Annotated in this window: 18 protein-coding genes and 1 pseudogene; 12 read left to right on the top strand and 7 right to left on the bottom strand. The window is 63.2% G+C overall.

Annotation, left to right across the window (positions count from 1 at the left end; all coding sequences use genetic code 11):
- Positions 1–1008 precede the first annotated feature (1008 nt).
- From rpsT to mutM, 3 genes are all read right to left on the bottom strand, one after another.
- Positions 1009–1275 (bottom strand): 30S ribosomal protein S20, encoded by a 267-nt coding sequence (gene rpsT, locus M728_RS17760; RefSeq protein ID WP_026619557.1) that lies wholly within the window; start codon positions 1273–1275, stop codon positions 1009–1011.
- Between the two features lie 207 nt (positions 1276–1482).
- Positions 1483–2256, bottom strand: a complete 774-nt coding sequence (locus M728_RS17755) for an enoyl-CoA hydratase (protein ID WP_026619556.1) — start codon at positions 2254–2256, stop codon at positions 1483–1485.
- A gap of 84 nt (positions 2257–2340) precedes the next feature.
- Positions 2341–3231 (bottom strand): bifunctional DNA-formamidopyrimidine glycosylase/DNA-(apurinic or apyrimidinic site) lyase, encoded by an 891-nt coding sequence (gene mutM / locus M728_RS17750; RefSeq protein WP_026619555.1) that lies wholly within the window; start codon positions 3229–3231, stop codon positions 2341–2343.
- Between the two features lie 226 nt (positions 3232–3457).
- Between mutM and ubiE the strand changes: the two genes are divergently transcribed.
- From ubiE to M728_RS17730, 4 genes are all read left to right on the top strand, one after another.
- A complete protein-coding gene (gene ubiE / locus M728_RS17745) occupies positions 3458–4234 on the top strand; it encodes a bifunctional demethylmenaquinone methyltransferase/2-methoxy-6-polyprenyl-1,4-benzoquinol methylase UbiE (RefSeq protein ID WP_026619554.1) in 777 nt (258 codons plus the stop codon).
- A 4-nt stretch (positions 4235–4238) separates the two neighbouring features.
- Positions 4239–5813 (top strand): 2-polyprenylphenol 6-hydroxylase, encoded by a 1575-nt coding sequence (gene ubiB, locus M728_RS17740; RefSeq protein WP_026619553.1) that lies wholly within the window; start codon positions 4239–4241, stop codon positions 5811–5813.
- Positions 5814–6017: 204 nt separating this feature from the next.
- Complete coding sequence (locus M728_RS17735) at positions 6018–6518, top strand: GNAT family N-acetyltransferase (protein WP_026619552.1); 501 nt, start codon at positions 6018–6020, stop codon at positions 6516–6518.
- 79 nt (positions 6519–6597) lie between these two features.
- Positions 6598–7374 (top strand): SDR family oxidoreductase, encoded by a 777-nt coding sequence (locus tag M728_RS17730; RefSeq protein ID WP_026619551.1) that lies wholly within the window; start codon positions 6598–6600, stop codon positions 7372–7374.
- Positions 7375–7485: 111 nt separating this feature from the next.
- Here M728_RS17730 and M728_RS17725 read toward each other — a convergent pair whose 3' ends face one another.
- Entirely contained in the window at positions 7486–7833 is a 348-nt protein-coding gene (locus M728_RS17725) for an FAD-dependent oxidoreductase (protein WP_084044327.1), read from the bottom strand.
- 61 nt (positions 7834–7894) lie between these two features.
- A pseudogene (locus M728_RS17720) lies at positions 7895–7966 on the bottom strand (Rrf2 family transcriptional regulator); the annotation flags it as partial.
- Positions 7967–8102: 136 nt separating this feature from the next.
- Between M728_RS17720 and coaBC the strand changes: the two are divergent.
- Positions 8103–9308, top strand: coding sequence for a bifunctional phosphopantothenoylcysteine decarboxylase/phosphopantothenate--cysteine ligase CoaBC (gene coaBC / locus M728_RS17715; RefSeq protein WP_026619550.1), 1206 nt, complete (start codon positions 8103–8105; stop codon positions 9306–9308).
- 52 nt (positions 9309–9360) lie between these two features.
- Here the strand turns inward: coaBC and M728_RS17710 are convergent, their stop codons facing one another.
- Positions 9361–10206, bottom strand: coding sequence for a class II glutamine amidotransferase (locus M728_RS17710; protein ID WP_026619549.1), 846 nt, complete (start codon positions 10204–10206; stop codon positions 9361–9363).
- Between the two features lie 266 nt (positions 10207–10472).
- Between M728_RS17710 and M728_RS17705 the strand changes: the two genes are divergently transcribed.
- The 7 genes from M728_RS17705 to M728_RS17675 all read left to right on the top strand — a co-directional run bounded on the left by M728_RS17705 (position 10473) and on the right by M728_RS17675 (position 19159).
- Entirely contained in the window at positions 10473–11603 is a 1131-nt protein-coding gene (locus tag M728_RS17705) for a Gfo/Idh/MocA family protein (RefSeq protein ID WP_026619548.1), read from the top strand.
- 137 nt (positions 11604–11740) lie between these two features.
- Positions 11741–12601: a MurR/RpiR family transcriptional regulator gene (locus M728_RS17700; RefSeq protein ID WP_026619547.1), complete on the top strand. Its 861-nt coding sequence runs from the start codon at positions 11741–11743 to the stop codon at positions 12599–12601.
- A 109-nt stretch (positions 12602–12710) separates the two neighbouring features.
- Complete coding sequence (gene iolC / locus M728_RS17695; RefSeq protein ID WP_026619546.1) at positions 12711–14651, top strand: 5-dehydro-2-deoxygluconokinase; 1941 nt, start codon at positions 12711–12713, stop codon at positions 14649–14651.
- Between the two features lie 66 nt (positions 14652–14717).
- On the top strand, positions 14718–16571 hold the full coding sequence (gene iolD, locus M728_RS17690) for a 3D-(3,5/4)-trihydroxycyclohexane-1,2-dione acylhydrolase (decyclizing) (protein WP_026619545.1): 1854 nt from the start codon (positions 14718–14720) through the stop codon (positions 16569–16571).
- Positions 16572–16803: 232 nt separating this feature from the next.
- Entirely contained in the window at positions 16804–17706 is a 903-nt protein-coding gene (gene iolE, locus M728_RS17685) for a myo-inosose-2 dehydratase (protein WP_026619544.1), read from the top strand.
- Positions 17707–17879: 173 nt separating this feature from the next.
- Positions 17880–18680 (top strand): 5-deoxy-glucuronate isomerase, encoded by an 801-nt coding sequence (iolB, locus tag M728_RS17680; protein WP_026619543.1) that lies wholly within the window; start codon positions 17880–17882, stop codon positions 18678–18680.
- Positions 18681–18757: 77 nt separating this feature from the next.
- Positions 18758–19159, top strand: a complete 402-nt coding sequence (locus M728_RS17675; RefSeq protein ID WP_026619542.1) for a GFA family protein — start codon at positions 18758–18760, stop codon at positions 19157–19159.
- A gap of 4 nt (positions 19160–19163) precedes the next feature.
- Here the strand turns inward: M728_RS17675 and M728_RS17670 are convergent, their stop codons facing one another.
- Positions 19164–20147 carry an NAD(P)-dependent oxidoreductase gene (locus M728_RS17670; protein WP_026619541.1) on the bottom strand — a complete coding sequence of 328 codons (984 nt, stop codon included), beginning with the start codon at positions 20145–20147 and terminating at the stop codon, positions 19164–19166.
- Between the last annotated feature and the right edge of the window lie 126 nt (positions 20148–20273).

The following is a 20273-nucleotide window of genomic DNA, read 5'->3' as shown; positions in this document are numbered from 1 at the left end:
GTCGTGTTTTTCCCCCGCCGCCTGAGACTGATTGCTTCCGGCCTGAAATCCTTCAGGTGCCGTCGCCAAATTCATCTGCATGTTGCCGCCTTCCAAATATCATTCTCCGATGCCGTCATCGCTGCCGGCCTCATCTCTTATGCCCGCCTGCCGCGGCTGCCTTAGGCCATGCCGCGTCCGACGGGCGCCCTGGTCGCACCGAAACCGGGCTCCTCATATCCCGGTCGCGGTGCGCGCTACGCGCATCCGCCCGCCTTCGCTTGGTCGGATGTCCCCTCGCGCCTCGCCTTATCGATTCCGTGCGGCTGCTTTCAAGCCTTGCGGAATCATTTTCCTCGTCATCGGCCAGTCCGCACCCTCGTACGAAACGGACGGCCGCAGTCTCCTTCATCCTCCGACGCTTTACACAAACCCACGAAGGCCCCGCCCCGACAACCACAAGACGAAAGATCCTCGTTCCGGAGCGAAGGCTCGCCCGGATTTATCATCTCGACTTGTCTGATTGAACGACGTGGAGATCCCCGCCACAGGAAACGGAAAGCCCAAAGCCATCTCGTTGAAATGACCTCAAAACTTCCTCGTACAGATATGATCCGTGTCCCCTGTGGGAGCCATTTAGGCAGGATCGCTCGGCAAGATCAATCGCGATTTTTGCTCGTCTTCAAACGCTGCCAGTTGACTCTCGCGCCGCGTTTTGCATGCCGCTTTCCGAGTCCCTGAAGAATCCCTGTCGAATCAAGGGTTTTGTTTTTTGCGTTCTTGCTTAGCTGGCGAAAAAGAAAAAAATAAAAAATTCGCTTGACTCGTTTTCGGCGGGAACCATCCACGCCGCGAGATGGCCCCTCGGGTGCAACCTCTCGCAAGTTGTTGATACATCACCATAAATTTTGTCACGGCATTGACACAACCGCCGCAAGACGAAGCAACCACCACGATGACGGAAGCATGAATCCGAAAAGCCCGGCGCTTACGCCGGGCTTTTCGTTAACAAATTTTTGTTTAGCCGGGTTAGACCGAAAGGGCCTTGACGCGCTGTGCGAGGCGGGAAACCTTGCGCGAGGCCGTGTTGGCATGCAGCACGCCCTTGTTGGCGGCGCGCATCAGTTCCGGCTGCGCTGCCTTCAGCGCTTCGGCTGCGACTGCCTGATCCCCGGAAGCGATCGCCTCTTCAACCTTGCGGACGAAGCTGCGGATACGCGAACGGCGAGCCTTGTTCACTGCGGTACGGCGTGCGATCTTGCGGGTCGCCTTTTTCGCCGAAGTTGTATTGGCCATGGATGCCTCTCTTCGAAAACTGACATGAACTCCGCCTTCGCCGTGCCGGGTCACTGCGACCTGTCATCCAAGCAAATTTGGGAGCATTATCGGAAAGCCTCGCGTGAGGGCGTTCCAAACTGAGGGCGGCGTATAGCGGGAAACCGACCTCGCGTCAACGCGCAATTTGCGAAAACCGCGCCTCGCCCACACTCGCGGGTGCCTTGCTCACTTGTGCTTGAAGTCCGCTTTGCGCTTCGCGACGAAGGCGGCCATTCCCTCCTTCTGGTCCTCGGTCGCAAAAAGCGACTGGAAAAGCCGCCGCTCGAAGCGAAGTCCTTCGGCAAGCGTCAGCTCCAGCGCGCGATTGACCGCCTCCTTGGCCATCATCGCCGCCGGCAGCGAGAAGGATGCGATCTTCTCGGCGGCGCCGAGCGCCTCGTCCAAGAGCTTTTCCGGCGGCACCACACGCGAAACGAGTCCCGAGCGCTCTGCCTCCGCCGCGTCCATCATCCGGCCGGTCAAGATGAGGTCCATCGCCTTCGCCTTGCCGACGGCGCGGATGAGTCGCTGCGACCCGCCCATGCCGGGCATGACGCCGAGCGTGATTTCCGGCTGGCCGAACTTCGCCGTCTCCGACGCGATGATGAAGTCGCACATCATGGCGAGCTCGCAGCCGCCGCCGAGCGCGAAACCGGAAACGGCCGCGATCATCGGCTTGCGGGCACCCGCCACGTGCTCCCAGCCGCCGAGGAAATCGCCGAGATAGCTGTCGACGAAATCGAGCGCCTGCATTTCCTTGATGTCGGCGCCGGCGGCAAAGGCCTTCTCGGAGCCGGTGACGACGATCGCACCCACCGCCTTGTCGGCATCGAAGGCCTTCAAAGCCGCGTCGAGTTCGCGCATCAGGACCGAATTCAAGGCGTTCAGCGCCTGCGGCCGATTGAGCGTGATCAGGCCCACGCGCCCGCGCGTTTCGACCAGCAGCGTCTCGTAACTCATTCCCGTCTCCTCCACTTGCGACTCTATCCCGTCAGACGAGAGCGGACGCGCCGGCAAACGGCACGCATCCTTCCTCATGCTGCCCTATTTCTGGCAGTGCGGACAATAAAAGGTCGAGCGCCCCGCCTGAACGATGCGGGCGACCGTACCGCGACAGCCGGGCGTGCGGCAAGCCTCGCCTTCCCGATCGTAGACGGAGAAGCTGTGCTGGAAATAGCCGAGGCTGCCGTCAGCCTGGATGTGATCCTTCAAGGAGGAGCCGCCGGCTACGATCGCATCGGCGATCACCGCGCGGATCGCCTCCGTCAGCGTGAACAAGGCTTGCCTTGCGCGACCGCGCTTGTCGACGAGCGTGCCGGCCGCCCTTTTCGGCGACAGACCCGAGCGCCAAAGCGCTTCGCAGACATAGATATTGCCGAGACCGGCGATCGTCTTCTGATCGAGAAGGGCGGCTTTCAGCGGCTGCGCCTTGCCGGCAAAGCGGGCGGCGAGATAGGCGGCGTCGAGCGCGTTGCCCGTCGGCTCAGCCCCGAGATCGCGGAAGAAGACGTGCTCGGCGATCCTGTCGCGCCGCGCGAGATCCATGAAGCCGAAACGGCGCGGATCGTTGTAGATCACCCGTGCCGGGCCCGACCGCGCATCGAGATGAAAGACCACGTGATCGTGCTTCTCGTCCTTGCCCCGCGGATGCTGGAAAACACCGGGCGTCGCGGGACCCACGCCGGACTCGATCCGGAAGGAGCCGGACATGCCGAGATGCGCGACGATCACGTCGCCGCCTTCCAGATCGATCATCAGATATTTGGCTCGGCGCGAGAGCGCGAGGATCCGGCGGCCGGAAACGGCGGCGGCGAAATTCTCAGGGAACGGAAAGCGCAGATCCGGCCGGCGCAGTTCCGCCCGCACCAGAAGCGCCCCCTCCATCGTCGGCGCCAATCCTCGTTTGACCGTCTCGACCTCAGGCAATTCCGGCATCGGCCGTTTTCCCTTTATCCTTTGTTCATTCCACCGCCGCGCATGCATTCCCATCTCAGGGTTGATGACCTATAGGGATGCAGCGATTCAAAGTGTCATAACGGCCCTTCGTGCGTCCGAAAGACGCACGGTGCGTGGGCCGCGGCGATATCACTGCCGCTGAGATAGCGTGTGTGGGACGATTTCGCTATGGTGCCGGCGAATTTGATTGAAGTGGAGTTTTCGTATGGCGGATGAGCGCGTATCGGCGGGTGGCGGGATGGAGACCTCCTTCGGCTTCCGCGAAGTCGGCGCAGGCGAGAAGCAGCCGCTCGTCAACGACATCTTCCACAAGGTCGCCAAGCGCTACGACATCATGAACGATGTGATGTCGGCAGGTCTGCACCGCATCTGGAAGGATGCGATGATCGCCGCGCTGAACCCGCCGCGCCGGGAAGATTACCGCGTTCTCGATGTGGCCGGCGGCACCGGCGACATCGCCTTCCGCATCGTCGAGGCATCGGACCGAAAGGCGCACGCGACCGTGCTCGACATCAATGGTTCGATGCTCGCCGTCGGCGCCGAGCGCGCCCGCAAAAGAGAGCTCACAGCCAATCTCGACTTCGTCGAGGCCAATGCCGAGGACCTGCCCTTCGCGGCCAATTCCTTCGACGCCTATACGATCGCCTTCGGCATCCGCAACGTGCCGCGCATCGAGGTGGCGCTGAAAGAGGCCTACCGGGTGCTGAAGCGCGGCGGGCGGCTGCTCGTGCTCGAATTCTCCGAGGTCGAGATGCCGCTGCTCGACAGCTTTTACGACGCCTGGTCGTTCCATGCGATCCCGAGATTCGGCAAGCTCATCACCGGCGACGACGCGCCCTATCAGTATCTGGTCGAATCGATCCGGAAATTCCCGAATCAGCGCGATTTCGCGACCATGATCGGCAATGCCGGCTTCTCCCGCGTTTCCTTCACCAACTATACGGGCGGTATTGCGGCGCTGCATTCCGGCTGGAAAATCTGACAGCATGAGCACTCCCGGAGCATATTTCCGTCTTGTGCGGATCGGCTGGGTTCTGGCGCGCGAGAACGCCTTTGCTGCGGTCCCGTCCGAACACCTTCCTCCGCTGGCGCGTTTCGTGCAGAGGCTCGCCGGTCTGCTTGCGCGCCGCGAGGCACGGCTCGAGGCGCGCAGTGGCCGGCTCGCCCGTGCCGTCGAGCGGCTCGGCCCCTCCTATGTCAAGATCGGGCAGTTTCTGGCGACGCGCCCGGATGTCGTCGGCGCCGAGCTCGCCGCTGACCTCTCGCTCCTGCAGGACCGGATGGCGACTTTTCCGCAAAGCGACGCCAAGGCGGCGATCGAAGCCTCGCTCGGCCGCAGCATCGAGTCGCTCTTCACGAAATTTGCCGAACCGATGGCCGCAGCATCGATCGCCCAGGTGCATCCGGCTGTAATCCTGCGCGACGGTCGCCACGAGAAAGTGGCGGTCAAGGTTATCCGCCCGGGTGTGCGCCAGCGCTTCGCCGCCGACATCGAGGCGATGTATCTCGTCTCGCGCATGCAGGAGCGCTTCCTGCCCTATACGCGCCGGCTGAAGCCGGTTGAAGTGACGAAGACGCTCGAGCAGACGACCAAGGTCGAAATGGACCTGAGACTCGAGGCCGCGGCGCTTTCCGAACTTGCCGAGAACACCAAGGAAGATTCCGGTTTTCGCGTACCCAAGGTCGACTGGGAACGCACGGGCCGCGACGTCGTCACGATGGAATGGATCGACGGCGTGAAAATGTCGGACATCGAGGGTCTGAGGGCCGCCGGCCACGATCTGAACCAGCTCGCCGAAACGCTGATCCAGTCCTTCCTGCGGCACACGTTGCGCGACGGCTTCTTTCACGCCGACATGCACCAGGGCAACCTGTTCGTCGACGAGGCCGGCCATATCGTCGCCGTCGACATGGGTATCGTCGGTCGGCTCGGCCGGAAGGAGCGCCGCTTCCTTGCCGAGATCCTCTACGGCTTCATCACGCGCGACTACCAGCGCGTCGCCGACGTGCATTTCGAGGCCGGCTATGTCCCCTCGCATCACGACGCCGCGAGCTTCGCTCAGGCGATCCGCGCCATCGGCGAGCCGATCCACGGCCAGCCGGCCGAGACGATCTCGATGGCGAAGCTCTTGACGCTGCTGTTCGAGGTCACCGAACTCTTCGACATGCAGACGCGGCCCGAGCTCGTTATGCTGCAAAAGACGATGGTCGTCGTCGAGGGTGTCGCGCGCACGCTCAATCCGCGCTTCAACATGTGGAGGGCGTCCGAACCGGTCGTCAGCAAATGGATCAGGGACAATCTCGGGCCGAAGCGCATCGTCGCGGATCTGCGCGACGGTCTGCATGCGGCGCTCAGGGTCGCCGAAGCGGCCCCCGAAATCGCCGCCCGCACGGAACGCTTCTCCGCGGAAATCATGGCCATGACCGAGAACGGCCTGCGCTTCGATGCGGAGACGGCCGAAGCGATCGGCAGAGCCGAGGCGCGCCACACCCGCTCCGGCCGCATCGCGCTTTGGCTCATCGCGGCAACGCTTCTTTATATCGCCTCGCAGCTTGCTTGAGAGATCGTGCCGTGGTGATTTGCCCCTCACAGCGCCGTGCGTCTTTTCAGACGCACAAAGGTCGCTGTAGCACTTTTAAATTGCTGCATGTTTTTGTCCTTAAATCAGCTACGTTTCAAGGAAACATGCAATAGCCCTCTCCCCGCAAGCTGAGCGAGGGGACAAGGCAGTGCGGCAAATATCTTCTTGTCCACCGAAGAGGAAATGATGAGCACACCTTCTCTCCGTATCCGTGCCGCCTCTGTCTCCGATTGGGAGGCGATCGCTGCCCTGCGGGACCTGCCCGGCGTTCGCGCCGGCACGCTGCGCCTGCCCTTCGCGCGCCCGGAACAGACGCGGAAATGGCTCGAAAACTTCACGGAGACCGACACGATCATCGTCGCCGAGCTCGAAGGCAGCATCGTCGGGGTCGCCGGCTTGCACCGGCACAGGGGCCGGCGGCAGCATGCTGCCGATCTCGGCATGTCGGTCCATGACGACTACAGGCGCCGCGGCATCGGCAAGGCGTTGCTCGAGGCGCTGCTCGAGGCGGCAGACCGCTGGCTCGGCATTTCCCGCATCGAGCTCACCGTCTTCACCGACAACGAGGCCGCGATCGCCCTCTACAGGCAGGCGGGCTTCGTCACCGAAGGCACCCTGAAGTCCTACGCAATGCGCGACGGCGTGCTTGCAGACGTCTTGGCGATGGCGCGCCTACACCCGTGATCGCAAAGACAGTCCCGCCCGCCTTTGACTGGGCGGAGCAAGCTTCAACGGCGGGAACTGGAGACGGAGGTAACGAACCATGGATCTCGGTATCGAAGGCAGACGAGCTCTCGTTCTCGGCGGCAGCAAGGGACTCGGACGCGGCATCGCCGAAGCGCTCGCGGCCGAAGGCGTCGCCGTCGCGTTGACGGGCCGGAACGAAGAAGCGGCGATGAAGGTCGCTAGCGAGGTCGGGCCTGCCGCTGCGGGCTTTTCGCTCGACCTTGCAAATCCGGAAGCCATAGACCCGTTCCTCAACCGGTTGGCGACCTTCGGCACGATCGACCTCCTGGTTCTGAACGGCGGCGGACCGCCGCCGACGCTCGCCGCGAATGTCGATCCGGAATTCTGGCGGGCACAGTTCGAGGCGATGGTGCTTTCGGGCATGCGCATCGTCCACCGTCTGCTGCCGGCGATGCGGGCGCGCCGCTTCGGCCGCATCATCGCCGTTGCCTCCACCAGCATCCGCGAGCCGATCCCGAGCTTGACCGCTTCCAATGCGCTACGCAGCGCTCTTGCCGGTTGGATGAAGACGCTCGCCGCCGAGGTCGCGGTCGACGGCGTCACGGTCAACATGCTGCTCCCCGGACGGCTCGCGACAGATCGGACGCTGAGCTTCGACCGGATGGATGCTGCGAGCGAGGGCGAGAGCGTCGAGACGGTCGCCGCGCGCAGCCAGTCCGAAATCCCTGTCGGCCGTTACGGAACGCCCGCCGAATTCGGGGCCGCCGCGGCCTTTCTCGCGAGCCGCCAAGCTGCCTACATCACCGGCGTCGCGCTCCCCGTCGATGGCGGGCTCAGCCGGTCGATCCTTTAGATTGGCGCGGGATGCGGGCGGAAAACCGCGCAGACTTTTCCTCGTCCCACGCTGATCCACGTCGAATGACGCCAACGGGCCAGACGCGGTGCTTCCGAGCGGAGGCTTGCCTCAATGCATGTCGAAGATCAGCGAACGGTGCGCAGCCATGCCTGCCGTGACGCCGTCGCCAACGGCATGGGAGACAGAGCCCGCCGCCCGTGCCGCGTCGCCGCAGGCAAAGACGCCGGCAACGCTCGTCGCTTTTGTCGCGTCCGTTCGGATATAGGGGCCGAGCGGCCCCTCCTCGAGCGCGCGGCCGAGCGCCTCGGGCAGACCATTGGCCATGCGCGTCCGCGGAGCGGTGAACAGGCCGTCGAGCGGAACCTTCCGCCCGCCGGCCAGGATCACCGTCGGTTTTGACCCTTCCACGGCGACGACGCCTTCCCTTGCGATCTCCACACCGCGTGCCGCGAGCATCGCCTCCTCAGCGGCATCAGGCTCGAACGCGTCATTGACGAAAAGCGTGGTCGGCCCTGATTTGACGCTCCGCCATGTGCAGGAGGGCGTGCAGTGTGATCGAAAGTCTGCTATCGCGTTTCATGTAACTTATCGTGTTACATGATACTGCCTTAGTCAAGTCTCCCGCCGCCTTTCATGTGCTCGACTTCCGGCAATTGCGCGCGCAAAGGCGGTCGAGTAGGGTCCCATCAAAAGAAAAGGGAGCGGCCAGGAAGGGCCGAAACCGGATGACTTTATCGGGCAAGCGCATTCTTCTTATCATTTCCGGCGGCATCGCGGCCTATAAGAGCCTCGAGCTCATCCGCCGCCTGCGCGAGCACGGCGCGGAGGTCCGGCCGGTGATGACGGCGGCGGCGCAGCAATTCGTGACGCCGCTTGCCGTCGGCGCGCTTTCCGCGTCGCATGTGTTCATCGATCTCTTTTCGCGCGAGGACGAACAGGACGTCGGCCATATCCGGCTTGCGCGCCATTGCGATCTCGTCGTCGTGGCGCCGGCGACGGCCGATCTGATGGCCAAGATGGCAAACGGCCACGCCGACGATCTCGCCTCCACGGTGCTGCTTGCGACCGACAGGCCGGTGCTCATCGCGCCGGCGATGAATCCCAAGATGTGGATGCATCCGGCGACGCGACGCAATCACGCGACGCTCGCTGGCGACGGGGTCCGCTTCGTCGGCCCGGCGACCGGCGAGATGGCCGAGAGCGGCGAAGCGGGAGAAGGCCGGATGGCGGAGCCGCTCGAGATCGTCGCGGCGGTCGAGGCGATGCTCAGCGAAGCAAGGCCGCTTGCCGGCAAGAAGGCGATCGTCACCTCCGGCCCGACGCACGAGCCGATCGACCCGGTGCGCTATATCGCCAATCGCTCGTCCGGCAAGCAGGGCCACGCGATCGCTCAGGTGCTTGCGCGGCTCGGCGCGGAGGTGACGCTCGTCTCCGGGCCGGTGACGATCCCAGATCCCGCCGGCGTCCGCGTCATCCGGGTGGAGCGCGCCGAAGAGATGCGCGACGCCGTGCTGGCGGAGCTTCCTGCAGACGTCGCGGTGATGGTGGCGGCCGTGGCCGACTGGCGCGTGGCATCGGCTGCAGGCAACAAGATCAAGAAGCGGCCAGGCGAGACGCCCCCGCCCCTTCAGCTTGCGGAAAATCCGGATATCCTGAAGACGGTCGGCCATCACGCTTCGCGCCCGAAGCTGGTGATCGGCTTTGCCGCCGAGACCGAGAACGTCGCGGAAAACGGCCGCACCAAGCTCGAAAAAAAGGGTGCCGACTACATCCTGGCGAACGACGTTTCGCCGGCGACCGGCATCATGGGCGGCGACCGCAATCGGGTGAAGCTCATCGGCGGGGACGGCAGCGAGGATTGGCCGGAAATGGGCAAGGACGACGTGGCTGCGAGACTGGCGGCGCTGGTCGTTGCGAAACTCTCCGAATAGCCCTTACGAATGGGTATGATAGACCCACCCCGCCTTTATGCCGGAGCTCCCATCAAGTGAGTTCGAGGTCGCTTCCGGCCGCCAGTGGCAGGGAGTTGGCCACGGGACGGTTCTGGACCGGAGCATCGGTCGCGCCGAAAAGACGAACGTCGACGCCGTTTTCACCGACGATCACCGCGGAGCCGTCCGGGATTTCGGCCCAGGCGGTATCGTCATTGAGGGGCTCGGAAACCAGACAGTAACCGCCCTGCGGCCCCATCGGCGCGGCGTAGAGCGTCGGCGCCTTTCGGTCGGAGGCGTAGCGGACGGCGAAGAGTTCTTCGCCGTTGGAAAAAGCGGCGGTGAAGCGAACAAGGCCGCGGCGACCGAGTTGCCCGGCGAGCCGTTCGACGAAGCCGAGCACATCGGCGACGGCGCCCAGCGGATTGCTTTCGAGGCCAAACTGCAGGGCGAGCAGGAATAAAAGCTCCGAATCCGTGGTCCCGGTGCGCGCCGCATAGAGCTCGTCGTCGAGCATGTTTTCCATCGGCCGGCGCAGATGCTCGAAGTCACCGATCTGGCCGTTATGCATGAAGGCCCAGCGACCGAAGACGAAGGGATGGCAATTGTCGCGCCGCGTGCCGCCGCCGGTCGCCGCACGGACATGGGCGAGGAAAAGGTGAGAGCGGATCTGTCGTGCGATGCTTTTCAGGTTGCAATCGGACCAGGCGGGCAGGATGTCACGATAGCGGCCGGGCTCCGGTCGGTCCCCATACCAGGCGATGCCGAAGCCGTCGCCATTGGTGGCGGTCTTCGCTCGCGTCGCGCAATGGGATTGTTCGATCAGTGAGTGCGCGGGCGACGATACGAGCTCCTCCAGGTAGAGCGGCTCTCCACGATAGGCAGCCCAACGGCACATGCGTCATCACTCCGGTCTTTTTTGCTCTCTGATAAGAGAAGCGATTCGTTAACCATCGTCACGGCGATGTTTCAACGGAACATGGTAAAAATGCGTTAACACTTGTCGCATCGAGTGCTTTCGACGGTAGCAAGACGCCGCTATGAACGCTGTTTCCATCGGCACAATGGAAAGTGATTTCGAACAAATATTCCACATTGACAAATTTCGTTCATTTCGTTTCATTTTCGACCCATCATCAAAAGGGCTCGGCCGGGAGGAACGACATGAACGTCAAGCGCAAACTGGGCGTTGGCCTCATCGGCACGGGCTTTATGGGCAAGGCCCATGCGCTCGGCTTCACCATTGCGGCGCGGGTCTTCGACCTCCCCTTCGAACTGGATCTGGTTTCGGTTGCGGATGTGACGCAGGAAAGCGCGGAGGCCGCCCGTGGGCGCCTCGGTTTCCGCAAGGCGACAGCTAATTGGCGCGATCTATTGACCGATCCGGACATCGATATCATCGACATCACCACGCCGAACCTTCTGCACAAGGAGATGGCGCTTGCAGCCATTGCGCACGGCAAGCATGTCTATTGCGAGAAGCCGCTGGCGCCGACGGTCGCCGACTGCGCCGAGATGGTCGCGGCGGCGGAAAAAGCGGGCGTCGTCACCCAGGTCGGCTTCAACTATCTGAAGAACCCGCTGATCTTCCTCGCCAAGGACATTATCGAAAGCGGCGAGATCGGCGAAATCCGGTCGTTCCGCGGCATCCATGCGGAAGATTTCATGGCGGATGCCAGCATTCCGTGGGCATGGCGGCTCGATCCCAGGAGCGGCGGCGGCGCGCTCGCCGATATCGGCAGCCATATCATCGCCTGCATGCGCCATCTGGTCGGGCCGGTCAGGTCCGTACTCGCCGAGACCGTGATCCATATTCCCGAGCGCCCCGTCTCGCATGGCGCGACGGAGACCCGGCCGGTCGAGGTGGATGACGTAGCCCGTGCCTTCGTCCGTTTCGAGAACGGTGCCTCGGGCAGCTTCGAGGCGAGCTGGATCGCAACCGGCCGCAAGATGCAGCACGATTTCGAGATTTACGGTTCCAAGGGCAGCATCGTCTTCACCCAGGAGCGGCTGAACGAGATCAAGATCTATTATGCCGGCGACGACATCCGCAGCCGTGGCTTCCGCACCATCTGGGCCGGACCGGAACATCCGCCCTACGGAGCCTTCTGCGTGGCACCCGGACACCAGATCGGCTTCAACGATTTGAAGGCGATCGAAGTCAACGAATTCCTGGAGGCGATCGCCAAGGACGGCAAACCTTCCACCGACTTCCGCGAGGGCTACGAGGTGCAGAAAGTCCTCTCCGCGACTTATCAGTCGGCCAGGACGAAGGAGTGGGTGGAAATCGGCTAGGCGCTATTTAGAAGGCCCCGCGCACCTGCCGGCAACAAGGGAAAGAGCGGGAAAATGGAACGTTCGTTCTGTCCCATTAACCGCCAATCGATTAGACTGAGGAAAACGGGACATGAGCAAGCTGGAGACGCTGAACGATGCCCACGCCGGAAACGACCACCGATGTCCCCCAGGATTTCGAGGCGCTGAAGGCCGTGATCCTTGAGCGCAAGGCGCAACTGCCGAAACGGCTGAAGCAGGTGGCCGCGTACTCGCTCGACAATCCGGACGAGATCGCCTTCGGAACGGCAGCAAGCATTGCGACCTCCGCCGATGTCCAGCCGTCGACGCTCGTTCGCTTCGCCCAGCATTTCGGTTTCGAGGGCTTTTCGAGCCTGCAGCAGATCTTTCGCGCCCGGCTGCGCGAGCGGACTCCCGGCTACGAGGAACGGCTGAAGGCGCTTCGCGGCAACGATCACAGCAAGCTTGAAAGCGGTTCGATCTTCAACGGCTTCGTTGCGGCCGCACATCGATCGCTCGACAATATCGCGACATCCGTGGACCCGGAAGCCTTCGAGCGCGCCGTCGATATCCTCGCCAAGGCGGATACGATCTACCTCATCGCCAAGCGGCGCTCCTATCCCATTTCAAGCTACATGGCCTATGCCTTCGGCAAGCTGAAGGTGAAATACCAGCATGTCGGCACGGCCGCGGGTATCGACGACGACATGCTTGCGATGGCGACGAAGCAGGATGCCGCCTTTGCGGTGAGCTTCTCGCCCTACGCCTCCGAAAGCGCCAGCCAGGCTCGCCTGCTTGCCAGTCGCAGGGTGCCGGTCGTTTCATTGACCGACTCCGCCTTCTCGCCGCTCGCCGAGTCTTCCAAGGTCTGGTTCGAGCTCGTCGAAGCCGATCACGCCGGCTTCCGCTCGCTTTCCGCCAGCATGGCCTTCGCCATGGCGCTCACCGTGGCTATCGCCGAAAAGCGGCGGCGCGCGGAGGATACCGCCACAAGATAGAACGGAAATTCCATATTGACGAAGAGACGGAATTTATGTTTCATACGCTCATCGCCCATGAGATAACGACAACTGTCGGCGCCCGCGCGGCGTCCGCGGGGAGGAAGCAGTGAGCCAGATTCCATCGACAAAGGACGGCGACAAGCCCCTCGACATCATCACGATCGGCAGAGCCTCCGTCGACCTTTATGGCCAGCAGATCGGCACGCGGCTTGAAGACGTGGCAAGCTTTGCCAAATCGGTCGGCGGCTGCCCCTGCAACATCTCGGTCGGCACCGCACGCCTCGGTCTGAAATCGGCGCTGTTGACGCGCGTCGGCAACGAGCAGATGGGCCGCTTCATCCGCGAGCAGCTTGAGCGCGAAGGGGTCGAAACGCGCGGCATCGTCACCGATCCGGAGCGGCTGACGGCACTCGCAATCCTGGCGGTCGAGAACGAGAAATCCTTCCCGCTGCTCTTCTATCGCGACCATTGTGCGGACAACGCGCTCAACGAGGACGACATAGCAGAGGACTTCATCCGCTCGGCAAGAGCAATCCTCGTCACCGGCACGCATTTCTCCAAGCCGAACACCGACGCCGCCCAGCGCAAGGCGATCAGGATCGCCAAGGAGAGCGGTGCGAAGATCGTCTTCGATATCGACTATCGTCCGAACCTCTGGGGCCTTGCCGGCCACGATGCCGGCGAGAGCCGCTATATCGCCTCGGACCGCGTCTCTGCCCACCTGAGGACCGTGCTCGGCGATTGCGACCTGATCGTCGGCACCGAGGAAGAAGTTCTGATCGCATCGGGCGAGAGCGACCTGCTCCAGGCGCTGAAGACGATCCGCTCGCTCTCCGAGGCGACGATCGTCTTGAAGCGCGGGCCGATGGGCTGCATCGTCTATGACGGGCCGATCTCGGACGACCTTGAGGACGGCATCGTCGGCAAAGGCTTCCCGATCGAGGTCTACAACGTCCTCGGCGCAGGCGACGCCTTCATGTCCGGCTTCCTGCGGGGCTGGCTCAAGGGCGAGCCGCATGCGACCTCCGCCACCTGGGCCAATGCCTGCGGTGCCTTCGCCGTTTCGCGGCTTCTCTGCGCGCCGGAAATCCCTACCTGGATCGAGTTGCAATATTTCCTCGAGCACGGCAGCAAGGAGAAGGCGCTGCGCAAGGACGAGGCGATCAACCACGTCCACTGGGCGACGACGCGCCGGCGCGACATCCCGCTCCTAATGGCGCTCGCCATCGACCATCGCAGCCAGCTCGAGGATATCGCCGAGGGCAATCCGGAGCTGCTTCAGCGCATTCCCGCCTTCAAGGCGCTCGCCGTCAAGGCCGCCGCTGAGGTCGCTGGCGGCCGCTCCGGCTTCGGCATGCTGATTGACGATAAATATGGCCGCGACGCACTTTTTGCCGCGGGCGCCCACCGCGACTTCTGGATCGCCAAGCCGATCGAGCTTCCAGGCTCGCGGCCGCTGCAGTTCGAATTCAGCCAGGATCTCGGCAGCCGCCTCATTGACTGGCCGGTCGACCATTGCATCAAGGTGCTTTCCTTCTACCATCCGGACGACCCGGCCGAGCTCAAGGCGGCCCAGGTCGCCAAGCTTCGTTCGGCCTTCGAGGCGGCGCGCAAGGTGGGCCGCGAAATCCTGATCGAGATCATCGCCGGCAAACACGGCCCGCTCGATGATCAGACCATTCCACGCGCCCTCAACGAGCTTTATGATGCCGGGCTGAAACCCGATTGGTGGAAACTCGAGCCGCAGACGAGCCGCGGCGCCTGGGCTGCCATCGATGCCGTGATCGAAACGCGCGATTCTCTTTGCCGGGGCGTTGTGCTGCTCGGCCTCGAAGCCCCTTACGAGGTGCTGAAGGACGGCTTCGCGGCGGCGAGAACGTCAAAGACGGTGAAGGGCTTTGCGGTCGGCCGGACGATCTTTGCCGATGCCGCCAAGGGCTGGCTCGGCGGCACGATCACCGACGAGCAAGCCGTCGCCGACATGGCGGCTAAGTTCAAGGCGCTGGTGGATCTCTGGCTGCAACTCGGGGAGACAAAGGCCGCATAGCCAAAAAGCTGTGGACGGCTTTAAACGAAGGGCGGAGCCAGGACTTCGCCATCAGGAGGAAACAAAATGAGCCAGAAAACCGTGCGCCTCACCATGGCCCAGGCCGTGGCGCGGTTCCTGACCCGGCAGATGACGATCATCGACGGCGAGCGGGTGCCGATCTTCGGCGGGGTCTTCGCGATCTTCGGCCATGGCAATGTCGCCGGCGTCGGCGAAGCCCTCTATGCCGTGCGTGAAACCCTGCCGACCTACCGCGCGCAGAACGAACAGGGCATGGCGAACGCCGCGATCGCCTTCGCCAAGGCGAGCTTCCGCCGCCGTTTCATGGCCTGCACGAGCTCTATCGGTCCCGGCGCCCTCAACATGGTCACCTCGGCGGCGCTCGCCCATGTCAACCGGCTGCCGGTCCTCTTCCTCCCCGGCGACGTTTTCGCAAACCGCCGGCCCGATCCGGTGCTGCAGCAGGTGGAGGGCTTCGCTGACGGCACGATCTCGGCCAATGATTGCTTCCGCCCGGTGTCGCGCTATTTCGATCGCATAACCCGGCCCGAGCAGATCATCCCGGCGCTTCGCCGTGCCATGCAGGTGCTGACGGATCCTGCCGACTGCGGCCCGGTGACGCTTTCGCTATGCCAGGACGTCCAGGCTGAGGCCTACGACTATCCGGAGTCCTTCTTCGACGAGAAAGTGTGGGTGCAGCGCCGCATCGAGCCCGATCTCGACGAATTGGCCTCCGCGATCGCGACTCTCAAGGCGGCGAAGAAACCCATCATCATCGCCGGCGGCGGCGTGCTCTATTCCGAAGCGACCGCCGAACTTAAGGATTTCGCCGAGAAGTACGGCATTCCGGTCGTCGAGACGCAAGCCGGCAAGTCGGCGCTGCCGCATTCGCATGCGCTCAACATGGGCTCGGTCGGCGTCACCGGCACCTCCGCCTCGAACCGGCTTGCCGAGGAGGCCGACGTCGTGCTCGCCGTCGGCTCGCGGCTGCAGGATTTCACCACCGGCTCCTGGGCGCTCTTCAAGAACGACGAACTCAAGATCATCGGCCTCAACGTCCAGCCCTTCGATGCCGGCAAGCACAACGGCCAGCCGCTGATTTCCGACGCGCGGACCGGCCTCAATCGCATGTCCGGCGGGCTCGCCGGCTATAAGGCAGATGCCGCTTGGACCGAGAAGGCCAAGGCCGGCAAGGCCGAGTGGCTCGAGGCGGCCGACAAGGCGACCGCCACCACCAATGCGACTCTTCCCTCGGATGCCCAGGTGATCGGCGCCGTCCAGCGCGCCCGCGGCGGCAGGAAGACGACGCTCGTCTGCGCCGCCGGCGGTCTGCCCGGCGAGCTGCACAAGCTCTGGCAGGCGGAAGAGCCCGGCGGCTACCATATGGAATACGGCTTCTCGACCATGGGCTATGAAGTGGCCGGCGGCCTTGGCGTCAAGCTCGCCAAGCCCGACAGCGACGTGATCGTGATGGTCGGCGACGGCAGCTACATGATGCTGAACTCGGAGATCGCCTCGTCGATCATGCTCGGCGCCAAATTCACCATCGTGCTCTTGGACAATGCCGGCTATGGCTGCATCAACCGGCTGCAGATGGAAACCGGCGGCGCGAACTTCAACAACTTGCTGAGGGACACCCACCACGTGGAGTTGCCTCAGATCGACTTCGCCGCGCATGCGGCCGCGATGGGTGCGGTCACCCGCAAGGTCGGCTCGATCCCGGAACTCGAAGCGGCGCTCGCGGAAACTGCAAGCGAGCCGCGTACGACCGTGATCGTCATCGATACCGATTCGTTGATCACGACGGAGGCTGGCGGCCATTGGTGGGACGTCGCGGTTCCCGAGGTTTCGGAGCGCGAGCAGGTGAAGGCGGCTCGCGCGGGCTATGAAAAGGCGCTTCAGTCGCAGCGCTTCGGCTGATCTCAATCAACCGCGGGCGCCGGCTACATCTGGGGCCCTCTCCTCGGGTTTAACCCGAAGACTAGCCCTCTCCCCGCAGGCGGGGAGAGGGATTTTGGACGATGCGACACGTCCCTTCTCCCCGCAAGCGGGGAGAAGGTGGCGGCAGCCGGATGAGGGGCCTTGCTGCTCGTACACCAGAGACAATAAGAAGCATCCGCTTCAAGCAGACGACGAACAGAAAGTGAAACATATGATCCGCTACGGAACCAACCCGATCGCCTGGAGCAATGACGACGACCATACGATCGGCGCGCATCTGACGCTCGAGGATTGCCTCTCCGATTGCCAGAAGATCGGTTTCGACGGCATAGAAAAGGGCCACAAGATGCCCACCGATCCGGAAGCGCTGAAGCGGAAGCTCGCCTCCTATGACCTCGTCTTCGTGTCCGGCTGGCACTCGACCAATCTGCTGACGCACGATGTCGAGACCGAGAAAAAGGCGATCCAACCGCATCTCGATCTCTTGAAGCACAATGGCTGCAGGGTGGCGATCGTCTGCGAGACCTCGAATGCGATCCACGGCGACGACTCCAAGTCGCTCGTCAAGGACAAGCCGGTGCTGCCGGCGGACCAGTGGAAGAAGTTCGGCGCCGACCTCGAGGCGATTGCTGAGTATTGCGCCGACCAGGGTATCGACCTCGTTTACCACCACCACATGGGCACGATCGTCCAGACCGGCGAAGAGATCGACCTCTTGATGGAGAAGACGGGCCCGGCGACGAAGCTGCTGCTCGACACGGGCCACGCCTGGTTCGGCGGCTCGGACCCGGCCGAAGTGGCGCGGAAATATATGAATCGCGTCCGCCATATCCATTGCAAGAACGTCCGCCCGGCGGTCCGCAAAGTGGTCGAAGCCGAAGGCCTCTCCTTCCTCGAAGGCGTGCGCCGCGGTGTCTTCACGGTGCCGGGTGACGCCGAAGGCGGCGTCGACTTCCTGCCGGTGCTGAAAATCGCCGCCGAGCACGGCTATGATGGCTGGCTGGTGATCGAGGCCGAGCAGGATTCCGCCGTGCGCAATCCGTTCGAATATCAGTCGCTCGGGCTGAAATCGCTGAAGGCGTTTGCGAAGGAGGCGGGGCTGGAACGGGTATAATCCCCCTCATCCGGCTGCCGTCACCTTCTCCCCGCTCGCGGGGAGAAGGGATATGCCGCGCCCTCTCGATCCACCTCTCTTCGCGGAGGGGAGAGGGCTAGTCCTCGGGTTAACCCGAGGAGAGGGGCAGGTCGCGAATGCGGCCACCAAGGAAGAAGTCAGGAGACGTCGAAATGCCCAAACTGCTCGTCAAACCGAAAGCACGAACCGGCCTGATGCAGGACATCACGCCGGAAAGCGCCGGCTGGACCTATGTCGGTTTCGCGCTCAACCGGCTGAAGGCCGGCGAGTCGACCGGCGGAGAGGCGGGAGAGAAGGAACTCTGCCTCGTCCTCGTCAGCGGCAAAGCGAATATCTCCGTCGACGGCGAGGATTTCGGCGAACTCGGCGAGCGCATGACACCCTTCGAGGGCCAGCCCTATGCCGTCTATGTGCCGAAGGGAAGCAAATGGCGGGCGGAAGCGACGACCGATTTCGATCTTGCGGTCTGCTCCGCCCCCGGCGGCGACGGCTTCAAGGCCAAGGTCATCCGCCCCGGCACGCACCCGCAGATGACGCGCGGCAAGGGCACCAACACCCGCTACGTCACCAATATCATGCCGGAGGACGACGGTTCGGCGCAGTCGCTGCTCGTCGTCGAGGTGATCACGCCCGGCGGCCATACCTCCTCCTATCCGCCGCATAAGCACGACCAGGACAACTTGCCAGTCGAAAGCTATCTCGAAGAAACCTATTACCATCGCCTCAATCCGCCGCAGGGCTTCGCCATGCAGCGCGTCTATACGGATGACCGCTCGCTCGATGAGACGATGGCGGTGGAAGACGGCGACGTGACGCTGGTGCCGAAGGGCTACCACCCGGTCGCGGCCGTGCACGGCTACGACGTCTATTATCTCAACGTCATGGCCGGGCCGAAGCGCATCTGGAAGTTCCACAACGCCAAGGAACATGAGTGGCTATTCACGGGCGTCTGAGCCGGTACGGCAAGCTCTCGACTATTAGTGCGGACACTCTATCGTATATTGCTTGAGGCAGATACGAGGAGCGTCCGATGCACATCGACGGCCAATGCCATTGCGGCTTCGTGACCTATGAAGCGGAGATCGACCCTGAAGACGTGTCGATCTGCCATTGCACCGATTGCCAGCGGCTGACGGGTTCGGCCTATCGCGTGACCGCCAGCACGCCGCGTAGTTCCTTCCGACTGACCGGCGGCGAACCGGAGCTTTACGTCAAGATCGCCGAAAACGGGCGCCGGCGGCTGCAATTCTTCTGTCCGCAATGCGGTTCGCCGATCTATACGACCGGCACCGACGAGGATGCCGAGGAGATCGGCATTCGTGTCGGCACCATCAATCAGCGGCGCGAGCTTGTACCGCGTTCGCAAATCTGGTGCTCCTCCGCCCTGCCTTGGGTCGACACCGGCAAGCTGCCGGGGCGGCAGAGTGAATAGTGATTCAAGCGACCGGATAGGGCCCGTTGGCAAAGACGGTGTCGTGATAACCCTTGGACCCTATTTCGAGGGCGAGCGGGCTCCGGAAATCCTCTCCGCGCCGAAGGCATCGGAGCACATGCCGGAAATCGTACTTCGGGCGCCAGGCGAGCGAGGCCATTGCCTGGGCGCTGACATAGACGCGGTCGATCGTCGGGAAGAGCCGCCATCCGCGTTCGGCATAAAGCACCTCGCATTCGGGAAAATGACGCCGGACGATGGCAGGCGCGTCCGTCCGCAACGTTGCGAGATCGTCACGCGCGAAGGGCGTCGGCGCCGACACGATGTAGCGGCCGAAGCGAATCTCTTCCGCCTTTTCTAGCGCCGCGATATGCGCACTCACCACGTCCTCGATGTCCGCGCGGCGATTGAGCAACTCGTTCGCCTGCGCATTGGCCGTATCGTAGCGGCCGCGGATTTCCGCATCGTCGTCTGCCTCTGGAAAGAAACGCGAGGTGCGCAGGACGACTACGGGCAACCCGTGCCGGCGGGAGAAGAGTTCGCATAGGCCTTCCGCCGCGACTTTGCTGACGCCGTAAATGTTGCGCGGAATCGGCGTCACTTCCTCGGTGATCCATGCGGCCGGCTCACCGGGCGCCGGCGTCAGAGCCGAACCGAAAGCGCTCGTAGTGCTGGTGAAGACGAAGGCGCCGACGCCGGCCTCGGCTGCCTCTTCGAGCAGGTTGAGCGTACCGGCGATATTGGTCTCGACGAATTCGGAATAGCCGTGCGTTGCGACATGCGGCTTGTGCAGCGTCGCGGCGTGGACGACGGCGCGAACATTCTTCAGTGCCTGGCGGACGAAGGCACGGTCGGCGATCGATCCGACGAGATCGGTGAAATCGCAAGGCTTGATATCGATGCCGCGAACATCGCGGCCTGCCGCGAGCAGGCTTCGCATCAACGCCTCCCCCAAGTGGCCGGCGCTTCCCGTCACCAGAATCGTCATGCATCACTCCTCGGTTTCCCAGATCACCATGATTTTGGGTCGAATCGACCCAAATCATAAACGTGATCGAAGTCAGAGCGGAATGCGGGCGGAAAACCGCGCATACTTTTCCTCATGCCGCTCCAG

Source organism: Ensifer sp. WSM1721 (assembly GCF_000513895.2).
Lineage (GTDB): Bacteria > Pseudomonadota > Alphaproteobacteria > Rhizobiales > Rhizobiaceae > Sinorhizobium.
This window is presented reverse-complemented; position numbering and strand designations above follow the sequence as displayed.